The sequence below is a fragment of the Klebsiella sp. RCJ4 genome, from assembly GCF_009025755.1.
Taxonomy (GTDB): Bacteria; Pseudomonadota; Gammaproteobacteria; order Enterobacterales; family Enterobacteriaceae; genus Klebsiella; species Klebsiella michiganensis.
This window is the reverse complement of sequence record NZ_WCIN01000038.1, coordinates 129,361-149,533: the sequence shown is the minus strand read 5'-3', so window position 1 is coordinate 149,533 and position 20,173 is coordinate 129,361. Positions and strand designations below refer to the sequence as shown.

Sequence of the window (20,173 nt, the reverse complement as noted above, 5' to 3'; positions counted from 1 at the left end):
CCTGTTAGCTTTTTTTCTCGCCGTCGGACGGCGTAAAAGACCACACCACGCTGTTAGAAGCCGATGAGGTGTACCATTCGTTAATCGTGGCATCAGCCTCGTTGGTCTGGGCAGCGGCGGGCAATTTCTCTTTTGGCTGATGCGTTTTTTTCCGAATACGGATACGGGAAGGGGTTCCGGCATTGAGCTGTGCCTTAAATGTACGCATGTGCGAGTCAAATAAAATCGACTCCAGCTGATGCAGCCGATCGAGACCGCGCAAAATACCAATCAACGTACTGAGGGTAACGGATTCGCCTAATTCAACGCGTTTAATGGTTGCCGCGCCGACCTGAGCGCGTTCGGCCAGCTCAATCTGTGACAGGCCCAGCTGTATACGCGTTTCTTTAATTCTTCGGCACAGTTCAGAAATAATTTCACTGTCGGGCATGGTACTGAAACGCATCTTAATTCCTCTACTGCGTAATAAAACCTGACTAATTATTTAGCAAGCCAATTTATAAATAAAGCGAATAATTTCTCTTTTGCGATAGCGGCGACAATGTTTTTTGCCAATGCCATCAAAGGGTTGGGTATAGGGTCGTTCCTGCGAATCCCGCGGTTTCAGGCGCCGAATAAAGAGGCTTCGGATCATTCGCCTGGGGCGATACTCCGTGGCGCAGAGATGAGCCTCCGTCTCTGCCATAATGCAATTACGGCGAATTATGGTTATATATATCCCTTTCTGCGGCCCGGTTTCGCCGCAGCCACTCTTACGGATGATAACGATACGCCATGAATCCGTGACGACGGTAACCGGGCATGCCAACCATCTGGTGCATGCGGCACTGGCTGGCGTTGAGCAGATCGTTACCGACAGTTCAGCTTCGCGGCAGTTACGCTTCGTGCAGTGGCGGGAAACGCAACCTCCGTTTGACGCCGCGGCGGCAAAAGCCATTCTCTCAGATACCCATGACGCCAAACTGCCAATTTACCGGCTGGCTGCCGACGATCCGGATGAGGAGAACACCCTCGCCACGGCAGTTTTCACCCTCGATGCCAACCACGTCAGGTGGCAAATTTTCGACATTAACCGCGACGATGCTAAATTTCAGGGAGAAGTGCGTGGGTGAGATAGCCGGTCGTCAGTCATAAAGGGCAGGGTAGTACCGTTGCCCCGGCGTTCAATAGAACCGTCCGGATACTGCCCGCTATCGGCGTCTTGAGCGATGTCCTGAAGCGCGGCGTCCGGAATATTCAGGTTTGTGTTTCTATACGATTCGGGCCATCGCCGTTTCTCATTTTGGTGTTGTTGTTGACAGGGAAACCAAAGACTAGCTGTTAGAAAAACTCATCGAGCATCAAATGAAACTGCAATTTATTCATATCAGGATTATCAATGCCATATTTATAAAAAAGCCGTTTCTGTAATGAAGGTGAAAATTCACCGAGGCAGTTCCATAGGATGGCAAGATCCTGGTATCGGTCTGCGATTCCGACTCGTCCAACATCAATACAACCTATTAATTTCCCCTCGTCAAAAATAAGGTTATCAAGTGAGAAATCACCATGAGTGACGACTGAATCCGGTGAGAATGGCAAAAGCTTATGCATTTCTTTCCAGACTTGTTCAACAGGCCAGCCATTACGCTCGTCATCAAAATCACTCGCATCAACCAAACCGTTATTCATTCGTGATTGCGCCTGAGCGAGACGAAATACGCGATCGCTGTTAAAAGGACAATTACTAGCAGGAATCGAATGCAACCGGCGCAGGAACGCTGCCAGCGCATCAACAATATTTTCAGCTGAATCAGGATATTCTTCTAATACCTGGAATGCTGTTTTCCCGGGGATCGCAGTGGTGAGTAACCACGCATCATCAGGAGTACGGATAAAATGCTTGATGGTCGGAAGAGGCATAAATGCCGTCAGCCAGTTTAGTCTGACCATCTCATCTGTAACATCATTGGCAACGCTACCTTTGCCATGTTTCAGAAACAACTCTGGCGCATCGGGCTTCCCATACAATCGATAGATTGTCGCACCTGATTGCCCGACATTATCGCGAGCCCATCTATACCCATATAAATCAGCATCCAGGTTGGAATTTAATCGCGGCCTCGAGCAAGACGTTTCCCGTTGAATATGGCTCATAACACCCCTTGTATTACTGTTTATGTAAGCAGACAGTTTTATTGTTCATGATGATATATTTTTATCTTGTGCAATGTAACATCAGAGATTTTGAGACACAACGTGGTTCCCGCCATGTGAAAATCCGGCCAGACCAACATCATTCTGGCGCGTCGAAAGAAGGGATATTCGCCGCCGTGACCAGCCTGAAGCGGGTCGCATAATCTTTGGCCGCTTCGTAGTCGAGGAACATGGCATCGAGCGTGCCAATAATTTTTGAGCTTGATAGGATTTTGATGTTATGCTATGGAAAAGAATTATTTACAGGTCTGGAGGTAATTTATATGACGCCAAAAGAAATACTTTGCCAATGGGTTGACGCATTTAATAATGCAGATGTAGAAATTATTTCAGAATTATATGATGATAATGCAATAAACCATCAGGTAGCCAATGAGCCAGTTATTGGGAAAGAGGCTATAAAGAAAATGTTTGAACAAGATTTTTCTTTTCCAGAAATGGTTTGTATCGTTGAAAACATTTTCGAAGATGGACAATGGGCAATTTTAGAGTGGCGTGCCCCATTAGGTTTGAGGGGTTGCGGTTTTTTTCAAATAGTAAATAATAAAATTATATTTCAAAGAGGCTATTGGGATAAGCTATCTTTCTTAAAACAGCACAATTTACCTATTGAATAAAATTCATATATACCTTATATGAATAGTTTGCAAATTTGTTAAAGTGTTCATTAAGGGAAGCATAATAACTTCCCTTAACCAATCTTTTTGTATGACTTCGTTCTATACAACTGGTTACAAGAGAATGTTGAACCTCAGTATTTACACTCTTGTATGCTTATGTGACTCCCAGAACTCATCTTTTGTAAGGTGGTTAACCCATTTATCATACTTTGAATCAGCATCTTTCCTTATGGCATCGAGGTAATCTTCTAATTTATAATATTTAAAGATTCTATTTATTAGATTATTTCTGATAATTAGTGCATTATAATTCTGTCGATACGCTGTCCCGTTAAGCCTGAGCTCCTTTCTCCCATCAGGATAGTGCCAGACTTCGATATATTTCCCGATAGCCCTTCGGCTTAATTCAGTATCTTCAATCAGATATAACGCTTTGTCATATTGCACCGTCAGGAATTTTGAAACTGGGTATAGCCGTCGCCACCGGTGGCGTTTTTATTGTTGATTCTGAAGACGCTGGCTTTGTCGCTGTAGAATGCCAGAGGCTTACCGTAGCGCTCCAGATATCCCCGGGTGGCTTCAAAATAGGTGAACGTGGACTCCGAACTGACGAAGAGAAGCTGCATCTGGTCAGAGACGGACATCTCAATTTAGCTGCTACAATCTTTGTCAAAGCTCACTGGTTATCGCTGTACAGCGCCAGGGGGTTGCCATGCTTCTCCAGATAGCCCCGCGTGGCTTTAAAATAGGTGAAAGTCGATTCCGATTTCACGAAACGGAGTTGCATCAGGCGGCTCGTCGCATCATCAACGTAGACCAGGGCAGTACAGGCAGGCGCACGGTTCTCGAACCAGTGATGGTCGCAACCATCAATCTGGATCAGTTCGCCGCAGCAAGCCCGGCGATAGCGTGGCTGCTGAATTTTTGGCGCACGTTGCTTGCGGGGAACCCAGAGCCCGGTTTTTATCATAAGCCGTCTGAGTGTTTCCTTACCAAGAACAATACCGTGATTTTCAGCGAGCTTTTCCCGCGCCAGTGTGGGACCAAAATCGGCATAGCGTTCACGGATGATATTCAGGGCCTGATCAGTCAATGATGCGGGAAGCAGGCGATTTCCGGTGCGACCACGACTCTGGTTATTCATGCCCAGTGGCCCGGACTGACGGTTGCGGTCGATGACATCCTGAAGGATTTTGAGGCGGTTGATTTCTTTCACGGTGAACATCCCGGTGTCATGTATAGCCACAGAAAACTCCTCATCAAGAAAAGTGAGTTGTTGACTAGGCATATAGGTCTGAGAACTTTAGCCTGGACATTCCTAATGAGCCACAAATAGACATTATCATTGAGCCCCTACAATCTTGATGCGCATAATGTATATTATGTTAAATGCGATTAAAGAAGCCGAGTCTGCGCAATGCGCCCCCATACCCTTACCTTACCCCGCGCTAAGCCGGGATATTCAAATCATTTCCAGTCGCTAAAACACTAACGCCATCGTGTCATCCACCTGCCGCCGCAACGCCTGGGAGCGCCTTCCGTCACGCGCAGCTCGCACTCATATCGCGCAGACTCAGGAGTCTGACCCGGTGTGCCTGTTCGATGGCGTCGCTCCCTGCTGCTCTTTGGGCAATAATGAGCGAGGCGAGATGCCAAAGGCTTTGCGGAAGGCGTGGCTGAAATGAGAGAAATCAGAGAAGCCGAAATCCAGCGCCGCCTGGGACACGCTACTGACTCGTCCGCGTTCGAGGGCCTCTCGGCTTGCTCGCAGCCTCTCCTGCCAAATCACGGCCATCGGCGTTTTTTTGTGGCGGGCGAAAGCACGCGTGACGGTGCGAATGGAAACATGGTGCGCCCGAGCCAGGCTCTCAATGTTCAAATCTGGATCGACAAGCTGCCGCCGAATATAAATCATCATCCTGGCGTACAGATCGCGCTCAGCACTGACGTTATCCAGATCCTGCAATTCCAGACTCAGCACCAGCAGATCCAGCATCGTCTGGGAGAAACGGCCAGAAATATCTGGGTTGTCCAGACACGCGGGCATCGCTGTCGCCTGACGCAGCATTTCACGCAGTGGAATCACGCCGGGCCGACTGTCGTCCAGTACCATAGCGGTGAGCGTTTCAATCCTCGGCAAACGACAACTCAGCAGATGCCGGGGGATCCGCACCAGGTGGTTATCGCCCCCACCCAGGCTGAAACTGAACGTCTGCGCGGCGTCGTATAATACCAGACTATCCGCCGCCAGCGCCGCCTTGCGCCCTCCCTGTTCAAGCTGGCCGTATCCGCCTTGCATATAGCCCAGCCACAGATCGTCGTCTGGCCCCTGCCTCAGATAACGTGCGGTGCGTTCCCAGCGGTGCAACGGCGCGGACAACGAACAGATATCCACCATCCCTACCCCGCGTACCGCAAGCCGGGCGTCAAAGTCGACCCCAGCCATGGGCACGCTGGCGGCCGGAATGCAGTGACGCAACACCACGTCGTTCCAATACTCGAAGCGGCGCGACTCGGCAACGCCAATGGTCGAATAGTGGGAGCAGACCGCAGACGGCATGATGCTATTCATAATTGCTCACCTCGCACCTTAATTCCCGCATCAATAACAGACACGGGTTCACAGACAGCAACTATCGTGCCAGCACTCAGATGTCCCTCCAGCTCTCACTCGCATCCGCGCTAAGTCAGTGGAAATATCGCTGACGCTCCATCGATGCGCCAGGCGTCCCACGTCGCGAATGGCGTCGAAAAAGCGAGAACCGCACTCAAGGTGTGCACATCTGCGCTATGACGGAGCATCACGTTATGGGCCTTTTCAGCCTGCCCGCCCGTTGTCCCTGCCAGCCAAACGACTGTCCTTATGAAACAAGTACGCAGCAAATTTCTCCCTAATATCTGTAACCGTAAGGTCTTCCGGCCACGTTGGTACCGGGAAATAAACAAGAGATATCAGACATGAGGGTAACGTTATGACTGTTAGTGGCACCACATCTCGTATCAGCCTGGTCGCCTGCACACTCTGGCTGGCGACGATCCCGGCCCATGCGGTCGATCTCAACTCACAGGATCTCATTCCGGCTCCTGCCGGTACCGATGCCATTCTGGCGTATTTCACCTACGCCACGCGAGACAGCTTTACCCCCACAGGTGGCGACGAAATTAAGCAAGGCACCGGGATGGACTCCTTCGTCAGCATCTTACGTTACGTCCACTATATGGATGTGGGGGGCTTCACGGTCGCGCCGCAGGTGCTGATGCCCTACGGACGTCTTTATAACGGCTCCCTGGGCGGTGCCCGCCTCGATTCCGCCAGCGGCCTGGGCGACCCCATTCTGGCCGCCCCGGTCTGGCTGGTGAACAACCCCAGCACCACCTTCGCCCTCGTGCCCTACCTGTACGTCCCTGCCGGTTCCTACGATGCCGGGCGCACGCTCAACGTCGGTGAGAACCGCTGGAAGTTCGATCTGCAGCTTGGCGGCGTGCAGCAGCTTGGTAACGGTTTTGCCACGCAGCTGTCCGCTGATGCGATGTGGTATGGCGACAACGACGATGCCACGGGCATCGGCACCGGCCGCCTCAAACAAGACAACACCTATCAATTTCAGGGCTGGGTAAGCTGGACGCCGCCCGCAGACACCACCTGGACCGTCTCCGCCGGTTACGCCAAATTGTGGGGCGGTAAGCAGCAGATCGACGGCGTCGAAAACGGACAAGCGACGCGTTCGGATCAGGTAAGGCTGGAATTGTCGAAATTCATCACCCCTACGGTGCAAGTGCAGGGCTTGCTCCAACGCGACATCAACGTCGATGGCGGTTTTAAGGAAGATCTCCACACCACCCTGCGCGTGATGAAACTGTTCTGATTGAACAGAGACCTATGCACCCCCATCCACTCACAAGTTACGGAGAAATCCACCATGAGCGAACAGCAGCAAAAGCCGTCTCTCTATGAACGTCTCGGCGGATATGACGCCGTCTACGCCTTCGCAGGCGAAGTGTTGAAGACCTGTATGAAGCATCCCGACATCGGCCATATCTGGGCGCACGTGTCCGAGTCTTCATTTCAGAAAGAGCATATCAACTTCGTTGATTTCTTGTGCAAGCACTGGGGTGGCAACACCGTCTATCGGGGACGAGATATGGTGACCGCGCACCGCGGCATGGGGCTGACCGAGGTGCACTGGAAAGCCGTATTCGAGTCTATCGACGAGTGTTACGAAAACTTCAATGTGCCGCAGGATATTCGTGAAGAGGTCACCGCTTTCCTGACTCAATTCAAGCCCGCGGTCATCGGCAGTCCTTCGTATCGCGACGTGGTGCTCTCACATCCGGATATGGACGTGACCAAAGGTATGAAAAGTGTCGGTATCCACTGGCCTAAAGCCGATAAGCCGTCTTAGCACCTTACGGACACCCACTGGCTGCGCGGGTGTCCATTTCAGCCAAACGACTGACCCGGATAACCAAGTCAGGATGGCATTCCGGGCTTATGTTCAAGACAGGCGCATGAGCAAACACAGAAAAAAGGAAACAACATGGCTATTCAACGTCCCACTGCCGAACAACTCCAGGAGCTTGCCAGTCGGCTGCATATCAGCCTGACGACGGCGCAGGCCGAGGAATATCTGGCGGTGATGCAGGCTAACTTCGACGCCTACGATCTGATCGACTCCCTTCCCGACGATATCCCGGAGGTCCGCTATCCGCGCGCCGCCGGCTATCGTCCGACTGGCGAGGACAATCCGCTTAATGCCTGGTATTACAAAACGGAGGTAAAAGGGGCAGCGACTGGCGCGCTGGCCGGGCGGACCATCGCCCTGAAAGATAATGTCTCGCTCGCCGACGTACCGATGATGAACGGCGCCTCCACGCTCGAAGGTTTCGTCCCATCCTGCGACGCGACCGTGGCCACCCGCCTGCTGGATGCCGGGGCGACGATTCTCGGCAAAGCCACCTGCGAGCACTTCTGCCTCTCCGGCGGCAGCCACACTTCCGACCCGGCCCCGGTGCACAATCCCCATCGTCATGGCTATTCCTCCGGCGGTTCGTCCTCCGGCAGCGCCGCACTGGTGGCGGCTGGCGAAGTGGACATGGCGATAGGCTGCGATCAGGGCGGTTCCATCCGTATCCCTTCCGCCTTCTGTGGTACCTACGGTATGAAACCGACCCACGGTCTGGTGCCTTACACGGGCATCATGCCGATTGAGGCGACCATCGACCACGCCGGTCCCATCACCGCCAACGTGCGCGACAACGCGCTGATGCTGGAAACCATCGCCGGAAGTGACGGGCTTGACCCGCGTCAGTACGCGCCCGTTGTTGAGAGCTATACCGCCGCCCTCGGAAAAGGTGTGCGCGGCCTGAAAATCGGCATTCTGACCGAGGGATTCCAGTTGCCGAATATGGACCCGCAGGTAGAAAGGAAGGTGCGGGACGCCATCGCCCGCCTGCAAGCGCTGGGCGCCATCGTTAGCGAAATTTCCGTGCCGGAACACAAGCTGGCGGGCGCGCTTTGGTCGCCTATCGGCTGCGAAGGTCTGACCGCCCAGATGATGCACGGCAACGGCATGGGTTTTAACTGGGAAGGCCAGTACGACGTCAGCCTGCTGGACAAACACGCGCAATGGCGCGACAGCGCGGATGCCCTCTCCCCGTCGCTCAAAGTTTGCATGTTCGTCGGCCAGTATGGGCTGGAGCGCTATAACGGTCGCTACTACGCCAGAGCGCAGAATATCGCGCGTCGGGCCCGCGCCGGCTACGACCGGGCCCTGAGCGATTTCGATCTGCTGGTGATGCCTACCGTGCCTGTCCTCGCTCAGCCGATACCAGACCCGGACTGCTCCATCACCGAATACATCTCGCGCGCTTTCGAAATGATCGGTAACACCGCTGCGCAGGACATCACCGGTCACCCGGCCATGTCTATCCCCTGTGGCATGGTCGACGGACTCCCGGTGGGCATGATGCTGGTAGGACGTCATTACGCTGAAAACACGCTCTATCAGGCCGCCGCCGCTTTCGAAGCCTGCGGTGACTGGCGGACGTTTTAACCTTAACTCTCGGGAAGCCTAAAATGAGCCATAAACACGACCACGACCATACCCAACCCCCCGTTGATATCGAGCTACGCGTCCGCGCACTGGAATCCCTGCTGCAGGAAAAAGGCCTGATCGACCCGGCTGCGCTGGATGAGCTGATTGACACCTACGAGCACAAAGTCGGCCCCCGAAACGGCGCACAGGTTGTCGCCAGAGCGTGGAGCGACCCGGAATACAAACGTCGACTGATGGAAAACGCCACTGCCGCTATTGCTGAACTGGGTTTCTCCGGAATACAGGGCGAAGACATGCTGGTCGTGGAGAACACGCCGGACGTGCACAACGTCACCGTTTGTACGCTCTGTTCCTGCTACCCCTGGCCGGTGCTGGGTCTGCCGCCGGTGTGGTACAAATCAGCGCCCTATCGTTCGCGTATCGTCATCGACCCGCGCGGCGTTCTCGCCGAGTTCGGGTTACACATACCAGAAAACAAAGAGATTCGCGTCTGGGACAGCAGCGCCGAGCTGCGCTATCTGGTCCTGCCAGAACGTCCGGCAGGCACGGAAGGCTGGAGCGAAGCGCAGTTGAGCGAACTCATCACGCGCGATTCGATGATTGGCACCGGTGTGGTTAGCGCACCATAACGAAAGGAGAAAACCATGAACGGGATACATGATCTGGGGGGGATGCACGGCCTTGGCCCGATCCCTACCGAGGAAAACGAGCCCTATTTCCATCATGAGTGGGAACGCCGGGTATTTCCTCTGTTCGCCTCGTTGTTCGTCGGCGGACATTTTAACGTCGATGAATTTCGCCACGCCATCGAACGTATGGCGCCGACCGAATATTTGCAGTCGAGCTACTACGAGCACTGGCTGCATGCATTCGAAACGCTGCTGCTGGCAAAGGGGGCGATCACCGTTGAAGAACTGTGGGGTGGCGCGAAGCCTGCCCCCTGCAAGCCTGGTACACCTGTGCTGACGCAGGAGATGGTGTCGATGGTTGTCAGCACCGGCGGGTCTGCTCGGGTCAGTCACGATGTTGCGCCCCGCTTCCGGGTGGGCGATTGGGTACGAACGAAAAATTTCAACCCGACCACCCATACCCGCCTGCCACGCTACGCACGCGATAAAGTCGGTCGCATAGAGATCGCTCACGGTGTGTTTATCACGCCAGATACTGCGGCGCACGGGCTGGGCGAACATCCCCAGCATGTTTACAGCGTCAGTTTCACCGCGCAGGCGCTGTGGGGAGAGCCGCGCCCTGACAAAGTGTTCATCGATCTGTGGGACGACTATCTGGAGGAAGCATGAATACGGTAACACAACACGATTACGCCGCCCTCGGGTTACCGCGCGATGAGGAAGGGCCGGTGTTCGATAAGCCCTGGCAGGCAAAAGCGTTCTCCCTGATAGTCCATCTCCACCGGGCCGGGCTGTTCCCGTGGGCAGAATGGGTACAGACATTCAGTAAAGAGATCAACGCGGCGCCGGCGCAACCGGGTGAAAGCGCGAATGATGCCTACTATCGTCAGTGGACGGCGGCGATGGAAAACATGATGACGGCACTCAACCTGACGGTGCCGGATGAAATCAGCCGACGGACGCAGGAGTGGCGCAAAGCGTATCTCAACACGCCCCACGGCCAGCCGATTGTACTGGCGAACGCCAGTTGCCCGCCGGCACATAGCCATCATCACCTTTCGCCGGGCGTGCCGGTCACGGTGAGTCCGGCACTCTCTATCAACAGCAAAATCGATAATGGAGTTACACCATGAGTGATATCACCCTTAATGCCCACACCCTGGCTGCTCCCATTCCTGTCGCGAAACTGTTGCCCTGGGCGCTGTTCACCGCCCTGCTGGCGCTGCTGGCCATCTATTTCGTTGGCGCAGAACAAGGCGCAACGTCGATGTTTTCCGGCACGCAGGTGCATGAATTCTTCCACGACGCACGTCATCTGCTGGGCTTTCCCTGCCACTGAGGAGGCGGAAATGATTGGCAAACTGTTATTTAAAGGGATGATGGCCGGCGTTCTGGCCGGGATGGTGGCATTTGCCTTTGCGCACCATTTCGGCGAGCCGCAGGTCGATCGCGCGATTGGCCTGGAAAAAAGCATGTCAGCTCACGCTCACCATCACGGCGCGTCAGCAGACGGCGAAGAAGAAGAGGTGTTTAGCCGACAGACCCAGTCCGGGATCGGCCTGATGACCGGCATGGCGCTGTTTGGCGCCGCGCTGGGCGGCGGTCTGGCGCTGGCGTGGGCCTTTAGCTACCAGCGCTTTGGGCCATCGGACCCGCGTGTGCTGGCGTTGTGCCTGGCGCTGGCTGGCTTCCTGGCAATGAGCCTGATGCCAGGTCTGAAATACCCGCCCAATCCGCCCGCAGTCGGCAACCCGGAGACCATCGGCTATCGTACCGGACTCTATTTCGTCATGATGTTGCTTTCTATCGGCATCGTCATCGCGGCCGCGTGGTTATCGCATCAGCTCACGCCGCGCCTCGGCAGAGGGAATGCGATGATGTGGGCAACGCTGTTCGCCGTGGCGCTGATGCTCGTGGTTTGCGCCCTGATGCCGACAGTGAACGAAGTCTCCGACCACTTCCCGGCGGACCTGCTATGGCGTTTCCGCATAAGTTCCTTCGGCACGCATCTGGTGCTCTGGGGCGTCATCGGCGTGGCTTTCGGTGCTTTAGCCGAACGCACGCCGACGACACGCGAACATCGCCCGGCCTTCCGGCGCGGTTAACAACATGAGAGCGTCGCTAACGCTGATTTGTCAGGGAGAAACGGCAGCCTCCAGAGGTTCACACTTTCCTTGTGATGACCCTCTGGAGGCGCGGGAGTGGCAACGGGCGCGCCAGCTACAAAGCAGTGTCGCCCGTTATCACCGCGTCTGGTTCGCCCCGGACGCCGCCGCCAGGCAAACCGCCGCCGCGCTCTCTTTACAGGGTACGCCAGTGACGGAACTGGCGGAACCCGACTACGGCATCTGGGCCGGTCGGCCAGTACGTGAGGTGATGATGCAAGACGCCGAAGCGTTCCAGGCCTGGCTGGAGGGTGCCGCTCCCCCGGGCGGAGAGTCACGTGCTCAGCTGCTGGCGCGCTGTGGCAGCTGGCTGGCTAAACACGTCGATATTCGAGGTCGCCACTGTGCCATTGCGCCTGCCGCCGCAATCCGCGCCACGATCGTCGACGTTCTCGGCGCCCCGCTTCACTCATTTGCGCGTATCGACATCCACCCGCTGAGCATCACCGAGTTGCGTAGCGACGGACGGCGCTGGAATTTATGTTTATTAAAGGGCCAATAGATGCTACTGACATATTCACTTATGGATTATATTCGCACATCACTGACATTATTAATCCAGTAACTTCATTTCCAGAGCCCGACTCATGGCTTGCGTACGACTATTGACTTTGAGCTTGGTGTAGATGTTCTTGATGTGCCATTTCACCGTCTCAGTAGAGATAGTCAGGGAGCGAGCGATTTCTTTGTTCATCTGACCGTCAGCAATGAGCTGTAATATCTGCAGCTCTCGCTCACTGAGCTCCTGGTTAACATCAAGGTTTTCATGCTGAATCCGCTTGCCTTCAGACTCGCTCCCTTTCCCGGGCCAAGGGTCATCCCCTTCGCTGGCTGCCGAGGTTTCGCGTACACGGACAAGCAGAGGCTGCAAGGCATCGCCAGCATCAAGAAAAATACGTTTGAGATGCTGTTGTGCCGCTAATTGCAGGACGGGCTGCAATGCAGCCACGGCAGCCGCGTTTTCGCCACTATTCCACAAGGATAATGACCATAGCGTACGAAGACGCGCTGCGGAGAGCCGGTCGCCCCGACGCTCCTGCTCAGTCACGAGTTCGCCCAGCAAAAGGCTGGCTTGTGGCGCCTGGCCTGACGCCAGAAGCAGGCGACTGCGGCTGACATTGGCATGCTGAGCTATTGCGCGTTGACAGGGGTTTTCGGCATCAATTGTGGCACGGGCCGCCAGTTGTTCGAGTTGCCGATGCAGCTGCTCCGCGCCTGGATAATTCGCGCGCTGCAGGCGCACTCTCGCCTGCTCTGCTAACAATAAAGCCTGCGGCCGTTGCCATCCGCGAGATACCGCTAGTCGCTGCGCGTGTTCCAGCAGCCGTTCTGCCTCATGGGGCATATCATCATTCAAAGCCTGACGCGCAAGATAGGTATAGCAGCGACTCAGGGCGTCGGGTGGACCAAACCGATCGATGAATTCGAGTCTATCTGCTAACAGCGTATTTAATGAGTCCAGGTTCATTCGTTCGTAAGCCATTTCCGCCAGCAGCGGCGCAAGCGTCGCGCCGCTGGTCGACTGAGGGCCGGTATAACGTTCAGCCTGGCGCAATGCATTCTCTGCATGCCCCCAGGCGTTCTCCAGGTCACCCTGACCAAGATGGCACTGAGTGATGATAAAAGCGCGATAAACCGAGACAAATAGATTGTCTAGTGGACTTTCCGGGCAAGGCATATGCCGTTGAACCTCAAGAGCGTCGCTATAGCGCTGGTTAACCACGTGGCAGTAGCTCAGAATATTGCATATGAGACCATCGACCCAGGTGTCTCCGCAGGGCACTTTAGCCAGCAACGGCTCAACAATCGCCAGGCTTTCCGGGATTTTCTCGGCAAAAGCTTCGCAAATTGCGCGCACGACACGTAATTTGAGCCAGGCGTTGGGGGTTATATCATCACGATGATTAACGACCATTTGGTCAAGATTATCAAGTAACTGCCTCGATTCATCGAAGCGAAAATAGTGCGCCAGCGCCCAGGCCAGATTGATTTGCAGGTCAATGCGCGAAGGGTCAGTACTCGCAGGTAAGTGATGCATCCAGGAAACCAGGGTATCTATATCCCCTTCTTCCGCCAGCGACTGCGCGCCCGCGCCATCCTGCCCGGGGTTATGGATCGGCTTGCCCGCTGCCAGTGCGTGGCGTACCGCCTCGGACCACAATCTCTGTTCAACGAACCAATGACTGGCTAATTCATGTAAGTGCTTGAGGTTGATATCGTTGTTCTGCTGCAATATCGTTCGCAGGGTTTCCTGCAAAAGAGGATGGTAGCGAAACCAGCAGCCTTGTTCGTCCAGGGCTGACAAAAAAAGATTGTGCCGCTCAATCCATGCCAGTATCGCTTCACTATCATCACGCTCTGTAACCCCGTTACATAACCCGGCATTTAAACGATTAAGAAACGATGTTTTGACCAGAAAATCAAAAACTTCCTGTGGCAATGGATCAAGTACCACCTCTTTCAGATAACGGGCGATAGCGCGGGTTCCACCACGAATATTGCGCAGCAGATGTTCTGGATCATTGAGCAATTCTGGGGATAACGAAGCGATTTTCATACCGGCGATCCACCCCTCTGTCGCGGAAAGTAGCCGCTGTACATGCTGATTACTGAGTGGTATGTCAATCGTCTGGCTGAAATAGTGCCTGGTTTCTTCAAGCGTAAATTGCAGGTCTCGATCGTAGATTTCCACCAGCTGGTCCTGTGCCTGAAGCAGGCTCAGGGACAGACTGGGGTGGAAACGGCTGCCAATGATCAGGTGCAAGGCGGCAGGAGCATGCTTGAGCAAATATCCCAGGGCTTCATATACACCAGCATCATTAATCATATGGAAGTCATCAACGATCAGATACAGGTCGTGCGGACAGTAATGTAGTTGGTTAATCAACCCGGCCAGCAGCTGTTGCGAACTGGAGGGCGTCTGTTCTTCTATGTTGCGCCAAAAGTCGGCGTCCCAATCGCCATAGAGCGGCCGCAATGCTTGCAGCAGATAAGGAATGAACTGCCATACGCCATCATCATCCTCATCGAGGCTAAGCCAGGCAACGCGTTCACCCTGGGCAATCATTTGCTGATACCACTGCGCCAACAGCGTGGTTTTGCCAAATCCAGCACCCGCGCAAACGACGCCCAGACGGCGTCGCTGCATGCGATCGAGGAGGAGCAGAAGCCGTGAGCGCTGTAGCAGCCGTATCGAAGAGCGTGGTGGAACGAATTTGGTCAGGATTAGCGGCAAATCTCTCGTCAGCCGCAATGGCCCGGAGACCAGTGAAGTTGCCTGGCGACTTTTCAAATCCGATGGCTTCATCCGTAGTTATCTACTCGTATTATTTTTTTATCAATTGTACGCCAGAGCCCGGGATGGCATGGAGCCACCCCTCTCGATAGATACATAAAATTTATAAAGTTTGACCTCAAGCATGAAAACCCCCTCCTACCCCCCCATGAAGGTGGCTTCGCACCTCCTCGTCGCACTCGTAGATTCATTGCATCGGCGTGGTTAAGGGGCTTCCAGCCTGTCAAACCCCCGCCTGACGACCTTTACTGAGGAGAATTAAGTGATGCTTAACAAACAGGCTTTACTCCAGGCTTACCGTAAGATGCGCGAAATCCGGACGTTTGAGGAGCGTTTGCATCAGGAAAACACCAGCGGTGATATTCCGGGCTTCATTCACCTTTATACCGGTGAGGAAGCCATTGCGGTGGGGGTCTGCGAAAATCTCACTAACGCTGATTTCATTGGGTCCACGCACCGTGGGCATGGCCACTGTATTGCCAAAGGCTGCGATATTCACGGCATGATGGCTGAAATATTCGGTAAGGACAGCGGATTATGCCGGGGCAAGGGAGGCTCTATGCATATTGCCGATCTGTCGAAAGGTATGCTGGGTGCGAACGCTATCGTGGGTGGCGCCCCTCCGTTAGCCATCGGCGCTGCTCTGACGGCCAAAACCCTCAAGACCGGTAACGTTGGGGTCTCTTTTACCGGTGACGGCGGTTCTAATCAGGGCCTGGTATTTGAAGCCATCAACATGGCAGTGGTGCTGCAACTCCCTGCCATCTTTATTTTCGAGAACAACGGTTATGGCGAAGGAACTGGCCATGATTACGCCGTCGGTGGTCGTGATATCGCCGGGCGCGCCGCCGGCTTCGGTTTACCGGCAGTGACGGTTGATGGCACAGATTTCTTTGCCGTTTACGATGCCACCTCAGAGGCCGTCAAGCGCGCCCGAGAAGGTGGAGGCCCAAGCGTGATTGAGGCCAAAGCTTTCCGCTGGCACGGTCACTTTGAGGGCGATCCGGCGCTTTACCGCGCTGAGGGCGAAGTTCAACGTCTGCGTGAACAACATGATCCGCTGAAGATTTTCACCACCAGGGTCAAACAACACATCTCCCTTGAGGAACTGGCGGCGATCGACGCGGCGGTTGAAGCACTTGTCGATGATGCTGTATTCAAAGCGCGCGCCGCTGCCTATCCGGCTCCGGAAGACCTGCTTACAGACGTTTACGTCTCATACTGAGGGTGATAACAATGCCTATAAAAACCTATCGAGAAGCGGTCAAGGAAGCCCTGGCCCAGGAAATGGAGCACGACGAACGCGTCGTTCTGATTGGTGAAGACTTGCGCGGCGGTCACGGCGGAAATGCGCCCGAAGAAGCAAGGATAGAGGCCTTTGGAGGCGTGCTCGGAGTCACTAAAGGGCTGTGGACGCAGTTCGGCTCCGACCGGGTGATCGACACCCCCATTACGGAGTCGGCGATCGTCGGCATGGCTGCCGGCGCCGCTGCAACGGGTCTGCGGCCGGTGGCGGAGCTGATGTTTATGGATTTTTTCGGTGTTAGCCATGATGCGCTGTACAACCAGGCGGCAAAGTTTCGCTATATGTTTGGCGGCAAGGCCAAGGCGCCGCTGGTGATGCGGGGCATGATCGGTGCTGGTTTTTCTGCAGCAGCCCAGCATTCGCAGTCACCCTATAATATTTTTGCTACCACACCGGGGCTCAAGGTGGTCGTGCCATCGACGCCTTATGATGTCAAAGGGCTGCTGATCCAGTCGATTCGCGACGACGATCCGGTGGTGTTCTGCGAGCATAAAATGCTCTATGACCTCAAGGGCGAGGTACCGGACGAGATTTATACCCTCCCCCTGGGCGTCGCCAACTATACCCGTGAAGGTGAGGATGTCACCATCATCGCGTTGTCTGCAATGGTACATAAAGCAAACCAGGTCGCCGACAAACTGGCCAGGGAGGGGATCTCGGTGGAGGTGGTCGATCCACGTACAATCTCGCCTCTGGACGAAGAAGGTATTCTGGAATCAGTGGCTTCTACCGGCCGCGTGGTCATTGTCGACGAGTCAGCCGCGCGTTTTGGTTTTGCTCATGATGTCGCAGCGCTGATTGCTTCCCAGGCATTCCATTTCCTCAAAGCGCCTGTTGTTCTGGTGACACCACCACACACCCCGGTACCGTTCTCCCCTGCTCTCGAAAAACTCTGGATCCCTGGCGTTGAACGTATCGAAGCTGCCGTCCGTCAAGTACTGGAGGATTAAGCTATGAGCGATATCAGGACACTTGAAATGCCGAAGTGGGGCCTTTCAATGGAGGAAGGCGTGCTCGCGCGGTGGGCCATCCAGGAGGGTGACCGCTTTGCCAAAGGGCAGGAAATCTGTGAAATTGAGACCAGCAAAATCGTCAATGTTCTGGAGGCCCCCTTCGCCGGTACGCTACGGAGGATAATCGCCCGGGTGGGAGATACCCTCCCGGTCGGCGCTGTTTTGGCGCTGGTAGCTGACTCTTCGGTAAGCGATGCTGAACTGGATGCCTTTGCCGCCAGCCTGGCCGCGGTGCAGCCAGCAGCGCCTGTCACGCAGACTACCGAGCCTGCTGTAGCGGCCGTCGCGCCCTCCGTTGTACCGGCCCCCGCCAGTAAGCCTGCGGCATCCATTGGGCAGACCGAGGTACCCACCAGCCTGCAAGGCATAACCGATCCGACTCAGGTGAATGCCACTCCCCATGCGTTACGTCAGTCTGCGCGGTTGGGCGTTGACTTGAAAAAGGTCCAGGGTAGCGGGCGCGGCGAGCGTATCTCTGTCGCTGACCTGGAGAGCGCGATCGTTGCCGCAGGCGGCCGCATCGCCTCTCCGCCGCCGCCCGTTCGTTCCGGCAAAGCGCCGCGATCGCATACCGATGATAGCCAGGTATCGGCAACCCCGTTGGCGCGCCGTCTGGCCAACAAACTGGGGATCAACCTGCACGACTGCCGCAAAAGCGGTTCACTCGGACGGGTGAGCCGTGATGATGTGCTGGCGGCTGCTTTGCTGCTTGATGGGCTACCCCAGGCCGGGGCTTCACAAGCCACGTCAGCGACAGCCTTTGAGACGTTGCCGATGTCCAGCATGCGGCGAGCGATCGCTGGCCGTTTGCAAATGTCCAAGCAACATGCACCCCATTTCCGTTTGACCGTCGATCTCGATCTGGAGCGACTCTTAGCATTGCGTAAGGAAATCAACAGCGAAGTACCCGGCGTCAAGATTTCGGTTAACGATATGCTGGTTAAGGCCTGCGCCATGGCGCTGATAGCCGTGCCGGACGTCAACATACAGTTTGATGAGGCTACCCAGAGCATCCGCCGTTTTGCCGATGCCGACATTTCCGTGGCCGTTGCGCTGCCAGACGGGTTAATTACCCCTATCGTACGTTCGGCCAACAGCAGATCGATAAGCGACATATCAAACGAAATTCATTCTCTGATAACCAAAGCCCGGGCGGGCATGCTCAAGCCTGAAGAATTCCAGGGCGGCACCTTTAGCGTGTCAAACCTGGGCATGCTCGGAGTACGGCAGTTTGACGCCATCATAAACCCACCCCAGGGCGCGATCCTTGCGATTGGCGCAGGCGAGCCCCGAGCGGTAGTTCGCGATGGACAAATCGTCGTCCACCATCAACTGACCGTATCGCTGTCCTGCGATCACCGGGTCATCGATGGGGCGTCAGGCGCGGCTTTTCTCCAGGCGCTCAAGCGGCTGGTTGAAACACCGACGCTGTTGTTTATCGAGGAGACGAGCTATGCACGACAAATATGATGTACTGATAATAGGTGGCGGGCCTGGGGGGTATGTCGCCGCCATTCGTGCCGGCCAGCTAGGGCTTCGTACAGCATTGGTGGAAAAGCAGCATTTAGGGGGGATCTGCCTGAACTGGGGATGCATTCCAACCAAGGCGCTGCTGCATGGTGCAGAGGTGGCGCACAGTATTGCGCATGCCGATCGGCTGGGTTTTAGTCTCAGAGAGGTGAGTTTCGATGTGCAGAAACTGGTGCAGTTTAGCCGCGCCGTGTCGCAACAGCTGACCGGAGGTGTCGAGTACCTGCTGAAGAAAAATGGCGTTACGGTCATTACCGGCACCGCCCGGCTGCGTGGTAAGGGGCAAGTCACGGTCGCCGATCCCCGAGGAGAAGAGCGAGACTATCGCGCGGGTCATGTGATCCTTGCGACTGGTGCCCGGCCGCGAGCGTTGCCAGGAGTAGAGCCAGATGGTGAGCGAATCTGGACCTATTTTGAGGCCCTGCAGCCTGAGCGCTTACCGGAGTCTCTATTAATCATCGGATCAGGGGCCATCGGAGTCGAGTTCGCCAGCCTTTATAACGATCTTGGCAGCAAAGTGACGCTGGTCGAACAAGCCGCGCAGATTCTGCCCGTTGAAGACGCCGAAGTCTCCGCTACCGTGCGTAAATCATTCGAACGACGCGGTATACACGTCCATTGCCAAACGCTGCTGACGCAGGTACAGCGCACCGATACGGGCGTGCGCTGCACCTTGAAAACCACCGGCGCCGAACAGACCCTGGAAGTCGAACGTGTGCTGTTGGCAGCGGGCGTACAGCCTAATGTGGAAGGCCTGGGGCTGGAAGCGCTGGGAGTCGAGTTGGACCGCGGGTTTATCAAGACGGATGCAGCTTGCCGAACCAACGTATTTGGGCTCTATGCTATCGGCGATGTGGCCGGCCCGCCGTGTCTGGCGCACAAAGCCAGCCACGAAGGCGCGATCTGCGTCGAGACGCTGGCCGGCGTCGAAGGCGTACGCCCTCTTAACCGCGACTATGTGCCCGGTTGTATCTATGCCCGGCCACAGGTTGCCAGCCTGGGCTTGACAGAGGCGAAGGCTCGCGAGACGGGACGGCCAATCAAGATCGGTAAGTTCGCATATCAGGGGAATGGTAAGGCGCTGGCCAGCGGGGAGACGGAGGGTTTTGTAAAGACTGTTTTCGACGCCGAAACCGGCGAACTGCTGGGCGCGCATATGGTTGGTGAGCAGGTCACTGAACAGATCCAGGGTTTTGGTATCGCGCATCATCTGGAGGCCACAGATGAGAGTCTCTTATCGATGATCTTTGCTCATCCAACGCTTTCTGAAGCCATGCATGAATCCATCCTTGCCGCCAGTGGTCAGCCGCTGCATCAATAATGACAATATAAACCCGGCATTCAGCGCCGGGTTTGTCTGAGG

Annotated in this window: 19 protein-coding genes and 2 pseudogenes; 15 read left to right on the top strand and 6 right to left on the bottom strand. The window is 55.3% G+C overall.

Features of this window, described 5'->3' with window-relative positions; genetic code table 11:
• Window positions 1-4 precede the first annotated feature (4 nt).
• The gene (locus tag F8562_RS15865; protein ID WP_014229374.1) at window positions 5-445 is read right to left on the bottom strand and encodes a helix-turn-helix domain-containing protein; all 441 of its coding nucleotides are present in this window, start codon (window positions 443-445) and stop codon (window positions 5-7) included.
• Window positions 446-686: 241 nt separating this feature from the next.
• Between F8562_RS15865 and F8562_RS15860 the strand changes: the two genes are divergently transcribed.
• Window positions 687-1,112 carry a carcinine hydrolase/isopenicillin-N N-acyltransferase family protein gene (locus tag F8562_RS15860; RefSeq protein WP_306010624.1) on the top strand — a complete coding sequence of 142 codons (426 nt, stop codon included), beginning with the start codon at window positions 687-689 and terminating at the stop codon, window positions 1,110-1,112.
• 208 nt (window positions 1,113-1,320) lie between these two features.
• Here the strand turns inward: F8562_RS15860 and F8562_RS15855 are convergent, their stop codons facing one another.
• Entirely contained in the window at window positions 1,321-2,136 is an 816-nt protein-coding gene (locus F8562_RS15855; protein WP_038424510.1) for an APH(3')-I family aminoglycoside O-phosphotransferase, read from the bottom strand.
• Window positions 2,137-2,281: 145 nt separating this feature from the next.
• Window positions 2,282-2,383: pseudogene (locus F8562_RS29700) on the bottom strand (amino acid ABC transporter substrate-binding protein); the annotation flags it as partial.
• Between the two features lie 76 nt (window positions 2,384-2,459).
• Here F8562_RS29700 and F8562_RS15845 point away from each other — a divergent pair.
• Window positions 2,460-2,813, top strand: a complete 354-nt coding sequence (locus F8562_RS15845) for a nuclear transport factor 2 family protein (RefSeq protein ID WP_038424961.1) — start codon at window positions 2,460-2,462, stop codon at window positions 2,811-2,813.
• A 327-nt stretch (window positions 2,814-3,140) separates the two neighbouring features.
• On the opposite strand, the pseudogene F8562_RS29785 reads toward F8562_RS15845, so the two are convergent.
• Window positions 3,141-4,062: pseudogene (locus F8562_RS29785) on the bottom strand (ISNCY family transposase); the annotation flags it as partial.
• A 327-nt stretch (window positions 4,063-4,389) separates the two neighbouring features.
• Window positions 4,390-5,388, bottom strand: a complete 999-nt coding sequence (locus F8562_RS15830) for a helix-turn-helix transcriptional regulator (protein WP_014838485.1) — start codon at window positions 5,386-5,388, stop codon at window positions 4,390-4,392.
• A gap of 400 nt (window positions 5,389-5,788) precedes the next feature.
• Here F8562_RS15830 and F8562_RS15825 point away from each other — a divergent pair, with 400 nt between their 5' ends.
• From F8562_RS15825 to F8562_RS15785, 9 genes are all read left to right on the top strand, one after another.
• Window positions 5,789-6,682 carry a transporter gene (locus F8562_RS15825; protein ID WP_014838484.1) on the top strand — a complete coding sequence of 298 codons (894 nt, stop codon included), beginning with the start codon at window positions 5,789-5,791 and terminating at the stop codon, window positions 6,680-6,682.
• Window positions 6,683-7,219: a group I truncated hemoglobin gene (locus tag F8562_RS15820; RefSeq protein ID WP_224316714.1), complete on the top strand. Its 537-nt coding sequence runs from the start codon at window positions 6,683-6,685 to the stop codon at window positions 7,217-7,219.
• A 135-nt stretch (window positions 7,220-7,354) separates the two neighbouring features.
• On the top strand, window positions 7,355-8,869 hold the full coding sequence (locus F8562_RS15815; RefSeq protein ID WP_151891925.1) for an amidase: 1,515 nt from the start codon (window positions 7,355-7,357) through the stop codon (window positions 8,867-8,869).
• Window positions 8,870-8,892: 23 nt separating this feature from the next.
• On the top strand, window positions 8,893-9,501 hold the full coding sequence (nthA, locus tag F8562_RS15810) for a nitrile hydratase subunit alpha (protein WP_009652266.1): 609 nt from the start codon (window positions 8,893-8,895) through the stop codon (window positions 9,499-9,501).
• 15 nt (window positions 9,502-9,516) lie between these two features.
• Window positions 9,517-10,170, top strand: coding sequence for a nitrile hydratase subunit beta (gene nthB / locus F8562_RS15805; RefSeq protein WP_032719090.1), 654 nt, complete (start codon window positions 9,517-9,519; stop codon window positions 10,168-10,170).
• A complete protein-coding gene (locus F8562_RS15800) occupies window positions 10,167-10,634 on the top strand; it encodes a nitrile hydratase accessory protein (protein WP_014838481.1) in 468 nt (155 codons plus the stop codon). Before nthB ends, F8562_RS15800 begins: the two co-directional genes overlap by 4 nt.
• Window positions 10,631-10,840, top strand: coding sequence for a CbtB domain-containing protein (locus F8562_RS15795; protein WP_014838480.1), 210 nt, complete (start codon window positions 10,631-10,633; stop codon window positions 10,838-10,840). The genes F8562_RS15800 and F8562_RS15795 overlap by 4 nt, the downstream gene beginning before the upstream one ends.
• Before the next feature lie 10 nt (window positions 10,841-10,850).
• Window positions 10,851-11,606 (top strand): CbtA family protein, encoded by a 756-nt coding sequence (locus F8562_RS15790; protein WP_014229357.1) that lies wholly within the window; start codon window positions 10,851-10,853, stop codon window positions 11,604-11,606.
• Window positions 11,607-11,610: 4 nt separating this feature from the next.
• The gene (locus F8562_RS15785) at window positions 11,611-12,168 is read left to right on the top strand and encodes a histidine phosphatase family protein (RefSeq protein WP_014838479.1); all 558 of its coding nucleotides are present in this window, start codon (window positions 11,611-11,613) and stop codon (window positions 12,166-12,168) included.
• Window positions 12,169-12,219: 51 nt separating this feature from the next.
• On the opposite strand, the gene F8562_RS15780 is transcribed toward F8562_RS15785, so the two are convergent.
• Window positions 12,220-14,973, bottom strand: a complete 2,754-nt coding sequence (locus tag F8562_RS15780; RefSeq protein WP_094909385.1) for a LuxR C-terminal-related transcriptional regulator — start codon at window positions 14,971-14,973, stop codon at window positions 12,220-12,222.
• Between the two features lie 253 nt (window positions 14,974-15,226).
• On the opposite strand from F8562_RS15780, the gene F8562_RS15775 reads away from it, so the two are divergent.
• The 4 genes from F8562_RS15775 to lpdA are packed head-to-tail and all read left to right on the top strand — an operon-like array spanning window position 15,227 to window position 20,131.
• A complete protein-coding gene (locus F8562_RS15775; protein WP_014229354.1) occupies window positions 15,227-16,186 on the top strand; it encodes a thiamine pyrophosphate-dependent dehydrogenase E1 component subunit alpha in 960 nt (319 codons plus the stop codon).
• Window positions 16,187-16,197: 11 nt separating this feature from the next.
• Window positions 16,198-17,217: an alpha-ketoacid dehydrogenase subunit beta gene (locus F8562_RS15770; protein ID WP_014229353.1), complete on the top strand. Its 1,020-nt coding sequence runs from the start codon at window positions 16,198-16,200 to the stop codon at window positions 17,215-17,217.
• Window positions 17,218-17,220: 3 nt separating this feature from the next.
• Window positions 17,221-18,750, top strand: coding sequence for a 2-oxo acid dehydrogenase subunit E2 (locus F8562_RS15765; RefSeq protein WP_014838477.1), 1,530 nt, complete (start codon window positions 17,221-17,223; stop codon window positions 18,748-18,750).
• The gene (lpdA, locus tag F8562_RS15760) at window positions 18,734-20,131 is read left to right on the top strand and encodes a dihydrolipoyl dehydrogenase (RefSeq protein WP_014838476.1); all 1,398 of its coding nucleotides are present in this window, start codon (window positions 18,734-18,736) and stop codon (window positions 20,129-20,131) included. Before F8562_RS15765 ends, lpdA begins: the two co-directional genes overlap by 17 nt.
• The last annotated feature ends 42 nt before the right edge of the window (window positions 20,132-20,173 follow it).